The organism is Roseburia sp. OM02-15 (assembly GCF_003481835.1).
GTDB classification, from domain to species: domain Bacteria; phylum Bacillota; class Clostridia; order Lachnospirales; family Lachnospiraceae; genus Eubacterium_I; species Eubacterium_I ramulus_A.
Map to the genome: position 1 here is coordinate 62,054 of NZ_QULX01000014.1, position 19,384 is coordinate 81,437.

Genomic DNA, 19,384 nt, shown 5'->3' on the forward strand with positions numbered 1-19,384 from the left:
ATCCATTTTGGCAAAAATATGGGTGAACGTAAGGAGTAAGGCAGATGAAAGATTTACTGGATATTCGAAAGGAGATTGACGGTATCGACCGTCAGATCGTGGAATTATTTGAAAACCGTATGGTATTGACCACACAGGTGGCAGAATATAAAATTTCAACCGGAAAGGCTGTATTTGACAAAGAGCGTGAGGTATCAAAATTAGATTCTGTAGCTGCTTTGGCACATTCTGATTTTAACAGTCATGGAGTCAGAGAGTTATTTGAGCATATCATGTCTGTCAGCAGAAAGCGGCAGTATCAGCTTCTGACAGAGCATGGCAAATTTGCACCGACTGGTTTTGTGGAAGTAAAAGAACTTGATTTTACCCATGCGGCAGCAGCCTTTATTTCGGCTTCCGAAGAAGCGGCAAAAAGCTATTTTCCGGAAGAGTGTGGTTTGCAGAAATGTGCAGACTGGCGGGAAGCCTGCGATGTATTGCAGCGGGAAGAAGTTAATTTCGCCTTTCTTCCGATGCAGGATCCGACATCCGGTTATGTGTCTGCCAATTACAATCTGGTGGCAGAGTATGGCTTTTACATTCTGGAAGAATATGAGACAAGCCCACAGCCGAAGGACCGTTATCTGCTGATTTCCAAAGACCGTGTAACTTTGAGCGGCGCGGACAAGATCAGCATTTGCTTTGAAGCACCGGATGCCTGCGGTTCATTATATCACCTGATGTCTCATTTGACTTACAATAATTTAAATATGAACCGAATTGAGTCCATTGTTATTTCCAGAGATCCACTGGATTATCGTTTCTTCATGGATTTGAGCGGTAATCTGAATGACAGTGCGATCAAAAATGCAGTGCTTGGTCTGCGGGATGAAGCCCGGAATTTTAAGATTTTGGGAAATTACAGATAGTAACAAAATGGAAACTATGATACAATCACATTAATAAGAAGAACCGGATATTCTGGAAAAGTACTTATGAAGTAACACCTTATGAGAAAAGGAAGAGAGATCGTAGGAGGCCAGTCGTATGGAAAAAAAGATATTCTTTATTGATTTTGACGGAACATTAATGCGGGATGATAAAACGATTTCAGATAAAAATCGGGAAGCACTACGGAATGCAGTGGATCAGGGACATTATATCGCCCTTGCAACCGGACGAGCTGTCAGCAGCGGTCGGAGAATTGCAAAAGAACTTGAATTAACGCGACCGGGCTGCTATCTGGTAGCATACAATGGAGGAACTATCTACGATTTTTCAGCAGACTGTATTTTAAGCAACAAGCGTCTGCCGATTGAATATGCTGAATATCTGCTGCGTGAGGCGACAGAAGCTGGGATACATATTCAGACCTATTCCGATACACAGGTGCTTGCGGCAGAACGTAATAAAGAGCTTGACTTTTATGTGAAAAAGACCGGAATGCCATGCAGGATTACCGGAAATCTGAATAGCATGCTATATGAAGAACCGCCGAAAATGCTTCTAATCGATCTGGAGCACAAAGAGCGGTTGGAAGCATTTCAGCAGGCGCATGCAGAGTGGGAGAAAGGAAAGTGTAGCAGCTTTTTCTCCTGCAAAGAATATCTGGAGTATTGTCCACTGGGTGCAAATAAAGGATATGGTGTGGAGTTCCTGTGTGATTTCCTTGGAGTACCGATTGAAAATGCGGTGGCTATCGGAGATGAGGAGAATGATATCAGTATGATCCGCAATGCCGGTGTGGGTGTGGCAATGAAAAATGCGGTGCAGAGCGTAAAAGATGCCGCGGATTATGTCACAGAGCACGATAATAACGAAGACGGCGTGGCAGAAGTTATTGAGAAGTTTTCCTGATGGATGTCTTTTTGAGAAAAATTAATAAATTTTAGAAACTAATACGAAATCGAAGAATGCTTCCGTTTTGATCGTTATTTTGGAAGGGTTCTTCGATTTTTTAGTAATAAATGTGGAGATGAAAGCTAAAAGATAAAGTAAATGAAATAAAATAAATGCAGTAGATTGGAAGTTGTAAAGGAGCTCAAATCAATGAATGATAAATGGAAAGAATTATATGACGCGGCGAAACAGGTATTAAAACCACGAGATATCTCTGAAATTATTGGGGCAGGTGGAGTTTCCGCAGCAGTAGAATCAGTATCTGGTAAAATATATGTTGGTGTCTGTGTAGATACATCGTGTACATTGGGTATCTGTGCGGAGCGTAATGCTATGTTCAACATGATTACAAATGGAGAAGATGCTATTAAACGTGTGATTGCCATTAACAGAGAGGAAAAAGCGATTCCGCCATGTGGAGCGTGCCGGGAATTTATGGTACAGTTAATGCCAGAACAATACAAGCAGGTTGAAATAATGATGGATTATGAAAATGAGAGGATCGTTACTCTGGGAGATTTGACACCTGAATGGTGGATATAAAATTATATCAGACGTGAGATGATTTTAATTTCTATAGGTGGTGAGTGACAAAATTATATCAGTGGATGGATTTAAGTTTCATTTTAAATGTTATATTCAATTATAATGTAAGATCAGAATCAGGGCAATGGGTTACTTTTTTATAACCCAGGTTATATTAAAAATAGGATTGTTTTCTTGCAAAAAAATAGTTTGTGTGTTATCCTTACAAAAGAATTTAGAGGGAATGAAGTTCTCCCTTGGTAATAAAATTATTTAAACCGCTTATAAAAGCTGATGACTTCTGCGAATAAATCAACGCAGAAAGTGTCAGCTTTTTCTGCGTATATAGGAGGAATTTTATGTTATTAAGTATTGCATTGATCCTGATTTTGGGAATGTTCATGGGATGGCTCTGCCAGAAGATTAAATTGCCGAGTCTGCTTGGAATGTTGATTACAGGTATCGTTCTGGGACCATATGGCTTGAATCTGTTGGATGGCAGTATTCTTGGCATATCTGCCGATCTACGAAAAATAGCACTGATCATTATTCTTACAAGAGCAGGTCTGGGACTGGATATATCGGGGTTGAAAAAGATTGGCAGACCGGCAGTTCTTATGTGTTTTGTGCCGGCATCTTTTGAGTTGATCGGTATGATTTTATTAGCACCAAAACTGATGGGATTAACGACGTTGGAGGCGGCTATTATGGGTGCTGTACTTGCGGCAGTTTCCCCGGCTGTGGTTGTTCCGAGAATGGTGAAACTTATGGATGAGGGCTACGGAGTAAAAGAAGGAATTCCGCAATTGATCCTTGCAGGTGCGTCCGTTGACGATGTGTATGTTATCGTTCTGTTTTCCACTTTTGTTGGAATGATGCAGGGAGAAGGTGCTTCCGTGCTTAAGTTTGTAAATATTCCGATTTCCATATTTTTAGGAATCGCGATTGGATTAGTCCTTGGAGTTTTGTTAGCACATTATTTCAAAAAGGTGCATATCCGTGATACGTCAAAGCTGTTGATTATTTTGAGTATCTCATTTTTACTTGTAGTGCTTGAGGATAAATTGACAACCGCTATTACATTTTCCTCACTGATCGCAATTATGTTTATTGGCGTAGGACTACAGAAAAGGAGAGAAGTTGTTGCAAAGCGGCTTTCTGCAAAATATGGAAAGTTATGGGTGGCAGCAGAAGTTTTTCTGTTTGTGCTTGTAGGAGCAACAGTAAATATATCATACCTTGGAAAAGTCGGAGCGAAGGCTCTCCTTGTAATTGTTGGTGCACTTGTATTCAGAATGCTTGGTGTATTTGTATGCCTGTTAGGAACAAGCCTGAAACGAAAAGAGCGGTTATTTGCTATGCTGGCGTATACCCCAAAAGCAACCGTTCAGGCTGCAATTGGAGGAATCCCGCTGGCATTAGGTTTCGCCTGCGGAGATACGGTGCTTACTGTGGCGGTTCTTGCGATTGTGATCACAGCACCACTTGGGGCATTTGCCATTGATCTGTCGTATAAGAAATGGCTGAGCAGGTAAAGAAAAACTACAAAACGAATAAAAAAATCCTAAAGTTATGCAATTCAAGAATGCTCCGGCATTCTTGTTGCGAGGTGCGCGTCATGCAATTGCATGACATACTTCAACTGCGCACCTCTGTAATCCTGCCGGAGGCTATATCAGATGGGGGATTGGCTCCCACCACTGATACTAGCTTGTTTCTCACCACCTATAGAGGTGGGAGTCATCTCCCATCTGATATAACTATGAAAGGTTTTGAACATCGAAATTATTAGATTTTCAAGACCTTTTTTACTTGCATAAAAAGAAGTTTGCTATTATATTAATCTAAGAATGTTTTACTAACTACATATAACGAAAAATATGTAAAGGGAAAATACAAATGGAAACAATGAAAAGGTATGAGCAGGTCATAAATGAAGCACTCAGATCGGCTCTTAATTACGATACGCCAGATGATCAGATCAACGAATTTATCGGCTTTTTTGGAAAGCATATCGGTTCTGATAGAATCTACATTTTTGAGGATTCTGAGGAAAGACATGCCACGGACAACACCTATGAATGGTGTGCGGATGGAGTGATTCCTGAGATTAATGAATTACAGAACGTGGATATGGATATCATTGATTGGTGGTATGAAACATTTTCCAAAGGAGAGAGTATTATTATCACTGATGTGGAAGACCTCAAAGAAGAACATCGGATATCTTATGACCTGCTAAGAGCACAAAATGTAAAAAACGTAGTGGTATGTTCGTTATATTATAAGGATGAGATCAGGGGATTTTTTGGCGTGGATAATCCACCGATCAGTGATTACAGAGCACTTACCACCTTCTTAAATATGATTGGAACGCTTCTTATTTCATTTTTGAAAGTGCGTAATTCATTTAGAAATTCGAATAAACTGGCAAAACTGAGCAGTTATTCCTCTCTTTCAAAAATTTATGAATCCATGTATTTTATTAATGTGCAGACAGGAAAATATCACATTGTAAAGACAACAGCGCAGTATAACGGATATTTGGAAAAGGATGTCAGAAAAATAGGGGAATACGCGATCTTGGATGACTTTTGTGGACATATCGAGCGCATTGCAGACAAAATATGCATGGAATCACGAATGGAAGAATCTCTGGAGTTTATAGATCTTCGCACGGTGGAAGAACGGCTTCATGGGAAAAACAGTATCGCACATGAATTTGTAGACAAAAGAAGAGGCTGGTGTCGCAGCAGATTTATTCCGGTAGATTATGATGAAGATGGCAGACTTTTACATGTGATTTACTGTATTGAGTCTATCGATGAGGAGAAAAAACGAGAGAACCGTCTGCTTTATCTGGCGCAGACCGATCTGATGACAGGATTATGTAACCGCGGAAGCGGAGAGCGAAGAATCAATGAGCTTTTACAGGAAAGAACGGGTGGATTACTTTGCCTGCTTGACTGTGATAAATTCAAGGCAGTAAACGATACATATGGGCATTCGGTAGGCGATAAAGTGATCATCGCCGTTGCAGAAAGTTTACAGAAATCATGTCGGGAGAACGATGTGCTCCTGCGTCTTGGTGGGGATGAGTTCGCGATATTTATGCCGGGTCTGTTAGAACAAAAGTCAGCAGAGAAATTCTTTGACAGACTTTTTGAAAACGTTGGCGAGATTGCCATTGAAGAAATGCAGGGAAAACATGTCGAAATAAGTTTGGGTGCATGTTTCTATGACGGATCAGAATTCGTTTCATTCGATCAGCTGTATAGAAATGCCGACCACGCGATGTATCAGAGCAAAAAGAAACAAGGTTATAGTGCAACAATCTACGATGGACAGTAAGAAATTGTTGGCGCAGCGGTCTAACTGAAGAATGTAAAAGAATAAAGAGAGATATCACAGTGTAAATGGCGTCAAATTTATTTTCTCTTACCAGGCGATTGTTAGCCGGGAAGAGAAAATAAATTTGGCGCCTTCACTATATAAAATGATGAAGAAAAATTGTTAGCCGGGAAGACAAAAATAAATTTGGCACCTTCACTATTTAAAATGATGAGGAATTTTTCATGGCTTCCAGAAATTCATACGGCACAGCCATATTTCCCTTTCCAGTGCCAAGATGAATATACGGCTTATTAGCACCATGAAAATCAGAACCACCGGAGAGCAGCAACTGATATTTTTCTGCCATTTCCCGGAAATCCTTTTCATCAGAACCCTGATTGCAGGAATATACCGCTTCAATGCCGTTCAAACCTGCGTTCACAAGTTCTTCAATCATGGCGGTCAGTTCTGCACGTTTCATTTTATAGAGACATGGGTGCGCGAGAATTGCAAGCCCGCCTGCTTGATGGATCAGAGCCACCGACTGCATTGGAGTGATCTTATAACGGTCTACATAGCATTTACATCCGTCACCGATATATTTGTCAAAAACGGTTTTCAGATCTTTCACCTGTCCGGAATCCACCAGATATCTGGCAATGTGCGGACGTGCGACTACGGTATCTGGATTCAGACGATACAAGTCTTCTGCAGTGATCTGAAAACCTTCTTCCTGAAGTTTTTCTACCATTTTCAGATTGCGGTTGTCGCGGTTATCGCGGAATTTTGCCAGTTCTGCCTGAAGTTCGGTATTTGCAGGATCAATGAAGAGTCCTACGACGTGGATTTCTGTTCCGTGATATTCTGTAGAAAGTTCCACACCCGGAATGACTTCAAGATCGGATGCTTTGCCGGCAGCAAGTGCTTCGGAAACACCGTCAACGGTATCGTGATCAGTTAATGCAAATGCGGAGAGTCCACATCGTTTTGCTTCTGCAACGAGTTCCGTTGGGGTGAAAGTACCGTCAGAAGCAGTAGAGTGTACATGTAAATCAATTGGTTTATTCATAGGAAACATGTCCTTTCTTTATATAATATAAAAAACTATAAGTATTGCACATATAATACTGTGAAGAAATATTTTCCCGTTATTAATTGAAATGGATATTTTTTGAAAAACAATTCTTTTTGAAATATCCGAAGATATAGGTGGAAAATTATTTCAAAAGTAGTATAATAAAAAAGTAAAATCTATGCAAGAAGGAATACGGAAACCAAATTTATATTATATTTTACTTTTGAAACAGCGCATGTGAACGGTCATAAATTTATCTGTAAAAACGGATAAAAAATATTGAAAAAACCAGCTGACGTTGAAAAAAAAGTATGATATAGTCTCATCTTTGACGGTTGATTAGTTAAAAAAGCGCTACAATCCCTGTAAATACAAGGGGTGTGGCGCTTTTGTTTGTATACATGAAATATAGTAATGTTTTATCTCCGCTTACTTTTTTTCTGAATTCCTTTCATTTTCCGTTTTGTTATGAATTGATAGTCCGTTCTGAATCCGCAGGTTTCATGGAGATCGTCAGTGATTTCCTGACGTTCATATACCGGCATGAATCCCTGTTCTTCTATATCCGCAAATTTTATATCCTTTAAAGTACGAAGTAATTGTTCTGTAGTATAAGTTCCTTTCAGAGAGCGATTCAATAATCGAAAATGTAACAGAGCAAGAAAGCAGGTAAGGAAATGGGCTTTAATCCGGTCTTCACGGTTTAAGTAAACGGGTGTGGCTTCAAAGTCTGTTTTTATAGTTCTGAAACAGTCTTCAATCTGCCATCTTCCTTCACTGACTTTTAAGATATCTGCAACGTCATCATCAAGCAGATCTGTACATACCGCATAAAGCCCGTCATACATTTTTTCTTCAGCAATCTTATCCGTATCGAGATAATAGTGGATCTTAGCTTTTTCTCCTTCGTTGGTTACAGCTATCTTATTTACAAATCTTGCAGGATCGTTTGGATTTTTACGCTGTTTTTTTAGAGAGTCATTTGCAACCATTTTTTCTGCCCGACTGATCTGCTCTGCACGGATGGCTTTCTGGTAAGCAGCATATTTAGGTGAGTAGGTTATGATCAATCTTTGATCCGTTTTTTTGGTTGTAAATGGTTCGTCTTTATAATAAAGCTGGTTCTTGTCATCACCTGTCAGTTTTGTAAGGTCCACAGATTTATCATCTTCGAGACGTTTGAAGCCAGTTTTCTTTAAAGCCCATGCCCGATCTTCGGCAGGCAGTTTTTTGATGGACTGAGTGACAATAAATGCCCTCTGTCCCATGTGATTAAGAACACGGTTATCCTCAGAAGCAAGTCCGGCGTCACTGCAATAGATAAACTTATCACAGCCGAATTGCTGGAGAATCTTTGTTTCTAAAGGTTTTAAGGATTTCTGCTCATTTTGGTTTCCAGGAAAGAGTGAGAAAGCCAAAGGTATTCCGTCACCATCTGTAAAGAGTCCCATTTGAATAATGGGATTCGGACGGTGCTCTTTGCTTTTTCCGTATTTTTTATCTCCATCTTCCTGTTCGATTCCAAAGTAGTAGTTTGTGCAATCATAATAAAGGATCCGATCCATTCTGTCACCGAGAAAAAAGTTATTTTTATAAACTTCTGCTTGAATAAAATCCATTTCAGAAGCAAGAACAGAAAGAGCACGGTACACATCATGAAGTTCATAAGTTGGAGGCTCAAGGAACTGTTTTGCTGCTTGGAAGGAAGAACTTTTGCTGGAAGGTTCCAGAATCCTTGTGTAAATTAAATCAGATAAAATAGCATTAAGATCATACTCGAATTTATGTCGGCTTTTGATTTTTCGGCAGACAGAATCGAGCTTAAGTCCATAGTAAATGGACTGAAGGAAAAGATATCCGCCAGAAAAAAGTTTCTGCTTATTATAGTCCATGAGTCTGTTGGAATGAAATGGAATCATGACAGTAGCATCCTCTTTTTCACTTTTATATTTCAGTGTTTCAAGACGAGCCTGTTCATTTGCCCATTCAACAACTCCGTCACGATCCGTGTGGAGCTGCGCTGATAATTCAGCTAACGTACCTAATTTTCGGATGGTTTTGGAAGTACTTTTCCCATTGGCATTTGCATAGGACTGCGTGATGTAAAATGATTCAGAATTTTTTGATTTTGATGTTGTTATACGCACAATAATCACCTCTGTCACTATTATACAACATATCACTAAATATTACTATATGATAAGATTCAAGTCTCACGTGCGTTCGACTTGAACGGCTGAAAACACAGTCAGAAGGCAGGAGCATTCTTGAATTGTACAAACAGTACATATATATCTTGCTTTTTTGTATTGTGAGGTATACAATAGCTATATAACTGGTAAGACCAGATAAGAAGTTCGCTCTGCATGGGAAAAGGGATTGAATTCGGTATATCAGATGGGAGATGACTCCCATCTCTATAGGTGGTGAGAAACAAGCTAGTATCAGTGGTGGGAGCCAATCCCCCATCTGATATAGCCTCCGGCAGGATTACAGAGGTGCGCAGTTGAAGTATGTCATGCAATTGCATGACGCGCACCTCGCAACAAGAATGCCGGAGCATTCTTGAATATTCAACATGGTATGCGAACTGGCAATAAATTCGAGTGATTGTTTGAGAGGAGAAGAACATGAAGATCGTTGTATGTATCAAACAGGTTCCGGGTACCAGTCAGGTAGAGATCGATCCGGAAACAGGTGTATTAAAACGTGATGGTGCAGCAGCCAAGATCAATCCGTATGATCTGTATGCGCTGGAGACTGCGATGCGTCTGAAAGAGCGTTGTGGAGGAACCGTAACGGCAGTTACCATGGGACCGCCACAGGCTGAGGCAATGATGAAAGAAGCTTATATGATGGGGGTAGATCAGGCATATGTATTTACAGACCGTACCTTTGCAGGGGCGGATGTACTGGCTACTTCTTATACATTGGCACAGGGGATCACATCCATCTGTGATTATGACATTATCATCTGTGGTAAACAGACCACCGATGGTGATACCGCACAGGTTGGTCCGGCCATGGCGGAATACCTGGGAATCCCGTGTGCAGCATGGGTGGGAGAAATTGCAGATGTAGATGATGCAAGCGTGACGGTTGGACAGGATTTTGTCAATGTCAGACAGCTGGCAAAAATGAAACTTCCTTGTCTGCTTACGGTAGAAAAAGACATCTATACGCCACGTCTTCCGTCTTATCGTCTGAAAGCAGCGACCAAAGACCGCAAGGTAGAGATGATCACATTTGCAGAATTCAAGGATCAGGATGTGACACATTACGGACTGAAAGGATCTGCTACTTCTGTAGAGCGTATTTTCCCACCGGAAAGTCATGATGGACAGATTTTCATGGATGGATCAGCAGAGCAGATTGCCGGTGATCTGGCCGATATTTTTGCGGAACGAAAATATATGTAGTATTTCAAAATGAGTGAATAGTGGAGAATATTCAATTATGAAATACATGGAAAAACAGCTGTAAGAATGATAGATAGACAATTCGGAGGAAAGACAGATGGCAACATTAAATTTTAATCAGGATCAGTGTATCCTCTGCGGACAGTGTGTGGAAAAATGTCCCTTTGGAGCACTGGAGATCAAAGATAATAAAATCGAAATTAATGCATCCTGCAAGATGTGTAAACTGTGTGTGAAATCATGTCCGGTACAGGCAGTTTCACTGGTTGAGGATGAAGTGAAAAAGACCGTGGACAAAGATGCATGGAAAGGCATCATGGTATTTGTGGAGCAGGAAGAGAGCGGTATTCATCCGGTGGCATTTGAACTGATCGGAAAAGCCAGAGAGTTGGCAGCCAAGATCAATCATCCGGTATATGCGGTGCTGATCGGCGGAGAAAAGGCAAATGAACAGGCGCACACGTTACTGGAATACGGTGTGGATAAAGTATTTGTTTACGCAGATGAGAAATTAGCACATTTCCGTGGAGATGTGTATACTAATGTCATGGAAGATTGTATCGAAACGGTAAAACCAACGGTTGTCCTGGTGGGAGCAACTTCTCTGGGCCGTTCCCTGGCACCGGCCTGTGCGACACGTTTCCGCACCGGTCTGACTGCAGACTGTACCGTACTTGATATGAAAGAGAATACTGATCTGGTGCAGATTCGTCCGGCATTTGGCGGCAATATCATGGCACAGATTATCACGACAAATACGAGACCGCAGTTCGCAACCGTTCGTTATAAAGTCATGAATGTGGCAGAAAAGACAGCATCAAATGGTGAAGTTGTGAACTGTAAAGTGACAGATGAAATGCTGAAATCCGGTATGGAAGTGATCAGCACTGAGATTGTGGAAAAAACAAAAGGCATCGAAGAGGAAGACGTTCTGGTTGTTGCCGGTCGTGGTGTGAAAAAACAGGAAGATCTGGCGATGCTGCAGGAACTGGCAGATGCTCTGGGCGGACAGTTGGCAACCACACGTCCACTGGTAGAAAAAGGATGGAATGATGTGACAAAACAGATCGGACTTTCCGGACGTACTGTAAAACCGAAGCTGATCATCACCTGCGGTGTTTCCGGTGCGGTACAGTTTGCGGCAGGTATGGATGGCGCTGAGTGTATCGTAGCAATCAACACAGATAAAGAAGCACCGATTTTTAAAATTGCAAATTATTGTATTACAGAAGATCTGTACAGTGCCGTACCTGCTCTGACAGCGGCAGTACAGGCAAAACAGCAGTAAAGGGGGATGTCGAAAATGGAATATCAGGTAATTACACCGGAAGGTGTGGAATATTTAAAAAGTGTGACAGCCCCGGATCGTGTCTTTTACGGGGACGAGATTGAATATGATTACGCGCATGATGAGATGCCGGACTTTGGTACTCATGTACCGGATGTACTGGTGGAAGTATTAAGTACCGAGGAAGTGTCCAAAGTGATGCGCTATGCGTATGAGCACTGCATTCCGGTGACTCCGCGTGGAGCAGGAACCGGTCTGTCCGGTGGCGCAGTGCCGATTTATGGTGGAATTTTACTTTGTACGGAAAAAATGAACAAAATCCTGGAGTGGGATCTGGACACGATGACCGTTGTCATTGAGCCGGGTGTGCTGGTTATGGAACTGGCAAACGCCGCTCAGGAAAAAGGTGTTTTCTATCCGCCGGAACCGGGCGAGAAAACCGCTTCCGTTGGAGGAAACGTCATGACAAATGCCGGTGGTATGAAAGCGGTAGGATATGGTGTGACGAGAAATTATGTGGTTTCCATGGAATGCGTTATGCCAAATGGTGACATCATGCAGTTTGGCAGTAATGTAGCGAAAAATACATCCGGATATGATATCAAAGATCTGGTAATCGGTTCCGAGGGAACCTTATGTATCGCAACAAAACTTCGTATGCGTGTGATTCCGCAACCGAAGGTATCCTACACCCTTCTGGTACCGTATCCGTCACTGGAGCAGTGCGTGGGAACCGTACCGAAATTCATTAATTCCGATCTGAATCCGACGGCCATCGAGTATATGCCAAAATCTCTGCTGGATGATGCGGCGCAATATTTGAACAAAATTATGCCGCATCGTACCGCAGATTCCTATCTGATTCTGATGTTTGACGGAAGCAGCGTGGAAGATGTGGAGCGCAGATGTGACGATGCTGCACAGATCTGTCTGGACAATGGCGCAGAGGATGTGTTCCTGTGCAATACTGACGAGCGAAAAGAAGCGGTATGGACGGTGCGTGGCGCAGCACTGGAGGCATTAAAAGCATCTACGACAGATATGGATGAGTGCGATATCGTTGTTCCGAGAAACCGAATTGCAGATTTTTCCAGATTCGCAGACACCAAGATGGAAGAGACCGGCATCCGCATCTCCATCCAGGGTCATGCCGGGGACGGAAACATGCACATTCAGCTGATGCGTGACGATATGGACAAAAAACTGTTCGAGGAGCGTTGCCCGAAGCTGATGGAAGAATTGTATGCGCAGGCGAAAACCATGGGTGGTCAGGTATCCGGCGAGCACGGAATCGGTCATGCCCGTGTCGGTGCACTGGAGACATTTATGGGACCGCAGATGATTGCACTGTATCAGGCAATCAAAAATGCCTTTGATGAAAAACATATTTTAAATCCGGGAAAAGTAATTCGATAGTATATGAAACAGGCAGGAAGTTTGATCAACTTCCTGCCTGTTTGTTTTGCAGATCAGAACTTGTCAAATCAACGTATAAAAAGTTTGCTGAATTTCAATACTTCAAAAGACATCAGAAGTCGCAGGCGCACATCGGGATCATCGAAATTCAGATGAAACTCTTCGGATATCTGTTTTACATGATAAATGACATTGTTGCGGTGCATGCCGAGTTTACCTGCAACATCGGTTAACTTCCGGTCGCAGCGGAGATATTCATAAAGGATTTCCAGCTGTTGCCGGGATTTTTTGGTATCTGCATGTAACATTTGAAGAAGCGATGGTTCACAGAAGGAAAAACTTTTCTCTTTCTGCGGGGTACTGCCAATCAGGTACTTCAGCCAGTGATCCTCATAAAAACAGTACATGGTATCGTTCATGGAAAGGTTCATCTGATGCAAACTTTCCGCCTGCTGGTAGGCTTCTGCAAACTGTCCGATTGTTGTAAAAGGTTTACTGAAATAAAGCGTAATGCTGCGATCAGCAAAATCCTTTAAAATTGTATGCAACTGGTCACGGAGATAATCTCTGTAATCTGTTTCCCGGAATTTTGGAAGATGATACAAAATGACGATTCCACCGTGGTACGCAAAAATTCTGCAGTTGATCATGTTGTTGCGCAGCAGCTGGATAAAATAATTTTCCGAAGGCTTTTGCTTAATGTCGGAATGGAGGCATATTACGATGTAGTTGCCCTCATAATCCAGATCATTATAGTAAATTCGTTCTTTGATCTGCTCCGGTGGTGTTTCCGGATTATCCAGAAGATCCATCAGAAAATAATCGGTGACGGAACGGTTTTTCAGGAAATCCGCATGCTGTTTTTCCAGCAGATGCTCAATGCTGTTGCAGAAAATCTGGTAGAGTTCATTGATGTAGCTGCGCGGATATTCACTGGTGTAGAGCAAAATGCAGTAGACTGCCAGCTCGTTGCGGATATTGATGGCACGGGCAAAGTCTGCATGCATACGGAAATTGTCCGGTTCGCCGACTGCACTTCCGGTGTGGTCCATCTGTGCAAAAATCCGTTCTTTTTCAAAATATTTTACGGTTTCCAGATCCAGATATCCGTTTGCAATGGCAGTCTGAAAAATGCGGTCATCCAGTCCCGGGTACATGCGGGAATAGGCCAGCAGCTTCAGCGCCGGATCATAAACCAGGATTGGACAGGCAATCATTTCTTCGCTGATGTCGATAAATTCCTGAAAGTCAGCATTCCGGAAAATTGCAAAATCCAGCTGACGTCCCCATTCGATAAATTCGGCATAAACATTCTGAAGAGCATTAAACCCTTCGGCCAGTTCCATATCAGTCTGAATAAAAATAGCATTCTGACTCAAATCTCCAGAGTCAGGTGCCTCCGAGCCAAATACAATAAAAGAAAGATCGGTTTCTGCAATATCCGGCGGATAGACATTGTCTGGTTTTACTTTACGGCAGTCTCTGGATATTTGTGCCGAATAGTAGAACTGATCTGTGACATACAGATAATCAGCAGACAGATTTTCCATATGTCTTGGTAAAAGCTGTATGCCAAGCAGGGCATGATGCATTTGCGTATCCGTGATTTCCGAAAAAAGGTTTGCTTCTTTGTGTTGTGCAAAAAATCTGGTTAATACCATTTCCAATGTGACTTTCATTTGTATTCCCCCCGTACTTTCTTATTCTGATTGTATCAAAATTTGTAGGAAGTTACAAAAGTATTTGTAAAAAAACATAGCAAACTTGGATGTATTGGAAATGAAAACATCCTTTTTTATTTATATAATTTTCTCAACAAGGGAGATGTATCACGGAAAATGCTTCAAGTATTGAATGGTTTGAAAATAGGAAGCGGATTTCGGGAGAACGTCAGAGAGCGAAAGGAGAAGGTTGGTATGAACAGAGTATGTGAGATTTTAAATATCGAAAAACCGGCTATTCAGGGACCGATGGCCTGGATTTCCACAGCACCGCTGGTTGCGGCAGTATCAAATGCAGGCGGACTTGGCGTGTTGGGCGTTGGATTTGCACCGGAACCATTTATCAGAGAGCAGATTGCAGAGACAAGAAAGCTGACAGATAAACCGTTCGGAATGAATGTTATCATGATTCCACCAAATTTGGAACATGTGACAAAAATTGTTCTGGATGAGAAACCACCAGTGATGTATGCAGATACCATCGCAGGTCTGGATCTGGAACTTTGTAAAAAATATTTTGATATCTGGCACAGTGTTGGCTGCAAGATCGTTGTAAAAGCATCTTTTATTGATGATGCAAGAATTGCAGCAGAGGCAGGCGCAGATGTCATGATCGTAAAAGGCTGGGAAGGCGGCGGACACGTTACTTTTGAGGCAACCACAGTTCTGGTTCCACAGGCAGTAGACCTGTTGGATATTCCGGTTGTTGCCAGCGGCGGTATTGCAGATGGCCGTGGTGTAGCTGCAGGAATTGCCATGGGAGCAGAAGGTTTTGAGATGGGAACTGCATTTATGGCTGCAGCAGAGACAACCGTGCATCCAAATGTAAAGAAAGAAGTGCTGGCTGCCGGAGATATGTCTACTGTCATTACCGGATACTGCACCGATGAGCCTTGCCGTCAGATCAAAAACAAACTGGCGGACGAGATGATCGATATTGAAGATAACAATACAAAGGAAAAAGCAGCAGAACTGCTTCGCCCGGTTGCAGAAAGCTCTCTGAGAAAAGCAATGGCAGAAGGCGATATGGTTGGCGGTGCTGTCATGGCAGGTCAGATCGTACCGTTAGTCACAGAAGAAAAACCGGCATTACAGATTATCGATGATGCAATCGCAGGTGCAAAAGAGATTTTAAGCCATATGGCAGAGTTCGAATTTTAATACTTCAGAAAAATACCGAAAGCCAAATTTACCTCATAAAATGAGATCCCTGAAGTGTGAAAAATAGAGACAATGAAAATGGAGGAGGTTTCCTATGGAACAGATGGCAAAAAAACGAGTTCCGGTAACGGAAGAGGAAAAACAGAAAAGCTACTATAAATATTTCGAGCAGGATATGGCGCAGCCGGCTCCGGAAGCATATGCAAAAATGCTGAACGGACCGCTTCGCCCGGATCAGGTACTGCAGTTCAAAGACAGAAATCGTCTGTTTGAGCCGGGATATCTGGAGGCAGAGGCAGGCTGGTGTATTCTGCCGGATGGAACCGGATATCTGGCGAACCTGACAAAGATGCCGGGAGTAACACCGGAGATGTTTGACTGGTTCTTTGCATGGCATGGACTTGACAACCTGCGTTACAAAATCTGGAATCCGGAAGATCATTACAAGGCAGAAACACAGAACCGTGTACGTGCGTTAGATCCGGATCTGACCTATCAGGAAAAATTATGGGATACCACACATGAAATTACCGAAGATACCGGAATGGGACCGGATCAGATCGTAATCAACTTTAAATACCCGGGAGACTGTGGATTCAAGGCAGAACTGATCGGTACCGATGCCTGTGCGACCTTAGTCTGTGGAAAAGGATACGGAAAAGGTCAGCCACCATTTGCTGTTCCGCCAACATTTATGACACATTTTGTACGTGAGATCGAGGGCGGTATCGAGCTTCGTTCCCGTTTCTGGATGGGCTGGAATTATGTAAACGGAAAAGATGTGAAAGTGCTTCCGGACGGTATGCGTTACCCGGATATGGCAGCCATGTCACTGGCTTTACATAACGTAAAAGAGTTTACAAATCTGGCAGCAATCCTTCCGTCTCTGTATGCGGAAGAGAAAGATAACTGGAGGTAGAAGCGATGATTTATATAAACCATAAAATCGAATTTGATGAAAGCAAATGTGTTGGATGCCAGATCTGCTATAAAGCCTGTTTTGTAGATGTCATTCGCTGGGATGCAGAAAAAAGACGTCCGATTTTCAAATATGTGGAAGACTGCGAACACTGTAACTATTGTGAAGTAAAATGTGCCAAAGGTGCGATCAAGGTAATCCCTGACTATGCAAGCCAGAGTTTCCGCCAGACCTTTGACTGTTACGCAAAAAAACAGACCGAAGCATAATATGATATCTGCCCGGGGCTTTTGTCAGAAATAATTTTATCAGAAAAGCATTTGGGTATGTATCTGAGAGAGGAGAGCATAATGGAAAAACAGGAAATCAAACAGGAAAAAATGTCTGCTGACGTGTTGATCATCGGTGGCGGAATTGCCGGTCTGACAGCAGCAATCAGTGTAAAAGAAGAAAATCCGGACATCAGTGTCCTGGTAGTGGAAAAACAGACATCCGGATATTCCGGAAAAGCAAATAAAGGTGGCGGTGTATTACAGTATTTTGATCTGGAGAAAACCACACCGGAGATGTTTAACGAATATCATGCAAATGCTGTTGGCGGTTATCTGGCCAACCAGAATTTACTGAAAAAATATGTGGCTATGAATAATGAGCTTCTGGACAAGATGGAATCCTGGGGTGTCAATATCCCAAAAAAACGTATTCCGACCGGTCCGATGACTTATATGATCGGTGTAGATCTGGATCTGACACTGAAAATGCGAGCAACTGCCACAAAACTGGGCGTAAAATTTATTGATAAAACAACCATTTCTGACCTTTTGACCAGAGACGGACAGATCGCCGGTGCTGTCGGATACAGCATCATTGACGGTACCTTCTATGTATTTGAAGGAAAATCCGTCATCCTCTGTACCGGAAGTCAGAACTACCGTGTGGCTCCGATGTGGAGTAACGGACGTGGTGACGGTATCGCAGCAGCTTACCGTGCCGGCGCACAGATGCGAAATCCGGAGTTTGGTAACTTTGCACAGCTTTACCGTGTACACAGCAACCGTGAGTGTGTATTTGGTGAGAACGTGATGTATGACGCTTATGGTGAAAATATTACAAAGAACTTCCGTCGTTTCCCGGAAGCAGATATCAGTTCCAGCGCTGTAGCAGAGTGGTACAATACCATGGCATCCGGCAGAGGTCCGGTTTACCTGCATCCGATGGAGAGCGAGACAACCAAAAATGATACGATGATGTTCTACATCTGGGATCGTCCTTATGGTCTTCCATTCTGGAAAATTGATTTCGAAAAAGGTTCTTCCGTAGATGGTTTCGAAGGAGATGAGAAATGGGAAGTAGAGCCTGGATTTGTCGGTGAGCAGTCTCCGGTCAAAGTAGATGAGCAGATGGCTACTACCATTCCTGGAATGTATGCAGCAGGAGATGTATGTTACGATGGTTCCTGTGCGCCTGGCGCAGTACCGGCACCTCCAGGACGTAACCGTGGTTCAGGAATCCTGAACGCAGTATTTGCAGGAGTTGTCAGTGGTCAGCAGGCAGCAGCTTATGCAGCAGATCATGCACAGCAGCCAATTGATGACGCCCAGGTAGCACAGTTGAAAGAAGATGCATTTGCACCGTTATTCCGTGAAGAAGGTGTAAGAGCAAAAGAAGTCATTGATAAAATCCAGCAGCTTGTCTGCCCGGTTGAAAACAGTGTATACATGAGTCAGCACCGTCTGGATGTATGCTTGCGCAAACTGGCACAGATCAAACCAATGGTTGCACAGTTAAAAGCAGAAGATTTCCACGATCTGCTTTCCTGCCACGAGGCAGAGGCAATGGTTCTTTCCGCAGAAATGCAGTTTAAAGGTGCATCCATGCGAAAAGAATCCAGAGGATGGTTCCTGCGTGAGGATTATCCGCAGATGGATAATGAAAACTGGCTGAAATGGATTGTATGTGAGAACGACAACGGAGCAATGAAATTCTCCACAGAGGATGTGCCGATTGAGACATATCAGGTACAGCCACCGAGATTTCACTAAAAATAATTTTACTGAGAACGGGATGTTATAAAAGAAGGTAAGCCAAATATTAGTACAGCGTTTTATAAAAAAGTCAAGATATTAGGATAGGTAGAAAAACCGTCATATTTGTCGATAGACAGATGTGGCGGTTTTTGAAATATCACAGATTCTTTTCTTGGAAGGATATTTTTTTGCAACCAACCAGTGAGTTATGACAATATAAGGATGTAAGGGTAATTAAGATTACTCAGGAAAGACGTCAGAAATGGGAGTTTTAATTAAGATGGAGAAACAACAGCTGGAAAAATATATTGAAGAGTATGGCAGAGATATTTATCTGTTCTGCAAACGGCTGACAGGAAATAAAAGTACGGCAGATGATCTGTATCAGGAGACATTTTTAAAATTGTGGGAATTGGATAATGTCAATGATGCGGAGAACCCGAAAAGCTATTTGCTTGGTATTGCGGCAAATTTGTGGAAAAATCAGTACCGCAAGCAGATGTGGAGAAAAAGAATTGCAGATATCATACCGGCTTTGGAGGAAAGTCAGATTGAAAATTTTTCGAGACTATGAAGAAAAGTCTGTAAATAAGATTCTTCTATGATAAGTAAGAGCGAATTG

16 protein-coding genes and 1 riboswitch are annotated in these 19,384 nt (G+C 42.4%); of the genes, 13 read left to right on the top strand and 3 right to left on the bottom strand.

All coding sequences use genetic code 11. The annotated features are described in order from the left end of the window. Positions 1-44: 44 nt before the first annotated feature. The 5 genes from DXB15_RS12415 (at position 45) to DXB15_RS12435 (ending at position 5,754) form a co-directional block, all read left to right on the top strand. Complete coding sequence (locus DXB15_RS12415) at positions 45-908, top strand: bifunctional chorismate mutase/prephenate dehydratase (RefSeq protein WP_118703118.1); 864 nt, start codon at positions 45-47, stop codon at positions 906-908. Positions 909-1,026: 118 nt separating this feature from the next. After that, positions 1,027-1,836, top strand: coding sequence for a Cof-type HAD-IIB family hydrolase (locus DXB15_RS12420; RefSeq protein WP_118703119.1), 810 nt, complete (start codon positions 1,027-1,029; stop codon positions 1,834-1,836). A gap of 192 nt (positions 1,837-2,028) precedes the next feature. Next, entirely contained in the window at positions 2,029-2,421 is a 393-nt protein-coding gene (locus DXB15_RS12425; RefSeq protein WP_118703120.1) for a cytidine deaminase family protein, read from the top strand. Positions 2,422-2,634: 213 nt separating this feature from the next. Then, a riboswitch (Fluoride riboswitch) is annotated at positions 2,635-2,714 on the top strand. Positions 2,715-2,762: 48 nt separating this feature from the next. Next, positions 2,763-3,938, top strand: coding sequence for a cation:proton antiporter (locus DXB15_RS12430; RefSeq protein ID WP_109215011.1), 1,176 nt, complete (start codon positions 2,763-2,765; stop codon positions 3,936-3,938). A gap of 364 nt (positions 3,939-4,302) precedes the next feature. Next, entirely contained in the window at positions 4,303-5,754 is a 1,452-nt protein-coding gene (locus DXB15_RS12435; protein WP_118703121.1) for a sensor domain-containing diguanylate cyclase, read from the top strand. A gap of 202 nt (positions 5,755-5,956) precedes the next feature. On the opposite strand, the gene DXB15_RS12440 is transcribed toward DXB15_RS12435, so the two are convergent. Further along, positions 5,957-6,805, bottom strand: coding sequence for a PHP domain-containing protein (locus DXB15_RS12440; RefSeq protein ID WP_118703122.1), 849 nt, complete (start codon positions 6,803-6,805; stop codon positions 5,957-5,959). Between the two features lie 425 nt (positions 6,806-7,230). Next, positions 7,231-8,958, bottom strand: a complete 1,728-nt coding sequence (locus tag DXB15_RS12445; RefSeq protein WP_118703123.1) for an IS1634 family transposase — start codon at positions 8,956-8,958, stop codon at positions 7,231-7,233. A 483-nt stretch (positions 8,959-9,441) separates the two neighbouring features. Between DXB15_RS12445 and DXB15_RS12450 the strand changes: the two genes are divergently transcribed. The 3 genes from DXB15_RS12450 to DXB15_RS12460 all read left to right on the top strand — a co-directional run bounded on the left by DXB15_RS12450 (position 9,442) and on the right by DXB15_RS12460 (position 12,934). Then, positions 9,442-10,230 (top strand): electron transfer flavoprotein subunit beta/FixA family protein, encoded by a 789-nt coding sequence (locus tag DXB15_RS12450; protein ID WP_118703124.1) that lies wholly within the window; start codon positions 9,442-9,444, stop codon positions 10,228-10,230. A gap of 97 nt (positions 10,231-10,327) precedes the next feature. Continuing rightward, a complete protein-coding gene (locus tag DXB15_RS12455; RefSeq protein ID WP_118703125.1) occupies positions 10,328-11,518 on the top strand; it encodes an electron transfer flavoprotein subunit alpha in 1,191 nt (396 codons plus the stop codon). Between the two features lie 15 nt (positions 11,519-11,533). Further along, positions 11,534-12,934, top strand: a complete 1,401-nt coding sequence (locus DXB15_RS12460) for an FAD-binding oxidoreductase (RefSeq protein ID WP_118703126.1) — start codon at positions 11,534-11,536, stop codon at positions 12,932-12,934. Positions 12,935-13,002: 68 nt separating this feature from the next. Here DXB15_RS12460 and DXB15_RS12465 read toward each other — a convergent pair whose 3' ends face one another. Further along, positions 13,003-14,613, bottom strand: coding sequence for a helix-turn-helix domain-containing protein (locus DXB15_RS12465; RefSeq protein WP_118703127.1), 1,611 nt, complete (start codon positions 14,611-14,613; stop codon positions 13,003-13,005). A 237-nt stretch (positions 14,614-14,850) separates the two neighbouring features. Here DXB15_RS12465 and DXB15_RS12470 point away from each other — a divergent pair, with 237 nt between their 5' ends. From DXB15_RS12470 to DXB15_RS12490, 5 genes are all read left to right on the top strand, one after another. Continuing rightward, positions 14,851-15,816, top strand: coding sequence for a nitronate monooxygenase (locus DXB15_RS12470; protein WP_118703130.1), 966 nt, complete (start codon positions 14,851-14,853; stop codon positions 15,814-15,816). Positions 15,817-15,910: 94 nt separating this feature from the next. Beyond that, positions 15,911-16,735, top strand: a complete 825-nt coding sequence (locus tag DXB15_RS12475; RefSeq protein WP_243115647.1) for a DAPG hydrolase family protein — start codon at positions 15,911-15,913, stop codon at positions 16,733-16,735. Positions 16,736-16,740: 5 nt separating this feature from the next. Then, on the top strand, positions 16,741-17,004 hold the full coding sequence (locus DXB15_RS12480) for a 4Fe-4S dicluster domain-containing protein (RefSeq protein WP_118703128.1): 264 nt from the start codon (positions 16,741-16,743) through the stop codon (positions 17,002-17,004). Positions 17,005-17,085: 81 nt separating this feature from the next. Then, on the top strand, positions 17,086-18,777 hold the full coding sequence (locus tag DXB15_RS12485; RefSeq protein ID WP_158582262.1) for an FAD-dependent oxidoreductase: 1,692 nt from the start codon (positions 17,086-17,088) through the stop codon (positions 18,775-18,777). Positions 18,778-19,042: 265 nt separating this feature from the next. Next, positions 19,043-19,336: an RNA polymerase sigma factor gene (locus DXB15_RS12490; protein ID WP_158582263.1), complete on the top strand. Its 294-nt coding sequence runs from the start codon at positions 19,043-19,045 to the stop codon at positions 19,334-19,336. Positions 19,337-19,384: the final 48 nt, after the last annotated feature.

What these genes read in the sequence shown, in the direction of transcription:
- DXB15_RS12415 (WP_118703118.1), top strand. Translation starts at nt 45, where the DNA reads ATGAAAGATTTACTGGATATTCGAAAGGAGATTGACGGTATCGACCGT.
- DXB15_RS12420 (WP_118703119.1), top strand. Translation starts at nt 1,027, where the DNA reads ATGGAAAAAAAGATATTCTTTATTGATTTTGACGGAACATTAATGCGG.
- DXB15_RS12425 (WP_118703120.1), top strand. Translation starts at nt 2,029, where the DNA reads ATGAATGATAAATGGAAAGAATTATATGACGCGGCGAAACAGGTATTA.
- DXB15_RS12430 (WP_109215011.1), top strand. Translation starts at nt 2,763, where the DNA reads ATGTTATTAAGTATTGCATTGATCCTGATTTTGGGAATGTTCATGGGA.
- DXB15_RS12435 (WP_118703121.1), top strand. Translation starts at nt 4,303, where the DNA reads ATGGAAACAATGAAAAGGTATGAGCAGGTCATAAATGAAGCACTCAGA.
- DXB15_RS12440 (WP_118703122.1), bottom strand. Translation starts at nt 6,805, where the DNA reads ATGAATAAACCAATTGATTTACATGTACACTCTACTGCTTCTGACGGT.
- DXB15_RS12450 (WP_118703124.1), top strand. Translation starts at nt 9,442, where the DNA reads ATGAAGATCGTTGTATGTATCAAACAGGTTCCGGGTACCAGTCAGGTA.
- DXB15_RS12455 (WP_118703125.1), top strand. Translation starts at nt 10,328, where the DNA reads ATGGCAACATTAAATTTTAATCAGGATCAGTGTATCCTCTGCGGACAG.
- DXB15_RS12460 (WP_118703126.1), top strand. Translation starts at nt 11,534, where the DNA reads ATGGAATATCAGGTAATTACACCGGAAGGTGTGGAATATTTAAAAAGT.
- DXB15_RS12465 (WP_118703127.1), bottom strand. Translation starts at nt 14,613, where the DNA reads ATGAAAGTCACATTGGAAATGGTATTAACCAGATTTTTTGCACAACAC.
- DXB15_RS12470 (WP_118703130.1), top strand. Translation starts at nt 14,851, where the DNA reads ATGAACAGAGTATGTGAGATTTTAAATATCGAAAAACCGGCTATTCAG.
- DXB15_RS12475 (WP_243115647.1), top strand. Translation starts at nt 15,911, where the DNA reads ATGGAACAGATGGCAAAAAAACGAGTTCCGGTAACGGAAGAGGAAAAA.
- DXB15_RS12480 (WP_118703128.1), top strand. Translation starts at nt 16,741, where the DNA reads ATGATTTATATAAACCATAAAATCGAATTTGATGAAAGCAAATGTGTT.
- DXB15_RS12485 (WP_158582262.1), top strand. Translation starts at nt 17,086, where the DNA reads ATGGAAAAACAGGAAATCAAACAGGAAAAAATGTCTGCTGACGTGTTG.
- DXB15_RS12490 (WP_158582263.1), top strand. Translation starts at nt 19,043, where the DNA reads ATGGAGAAACAACAGCTGGAAAAATATATTGAAGAGTATGGCAGAGAT.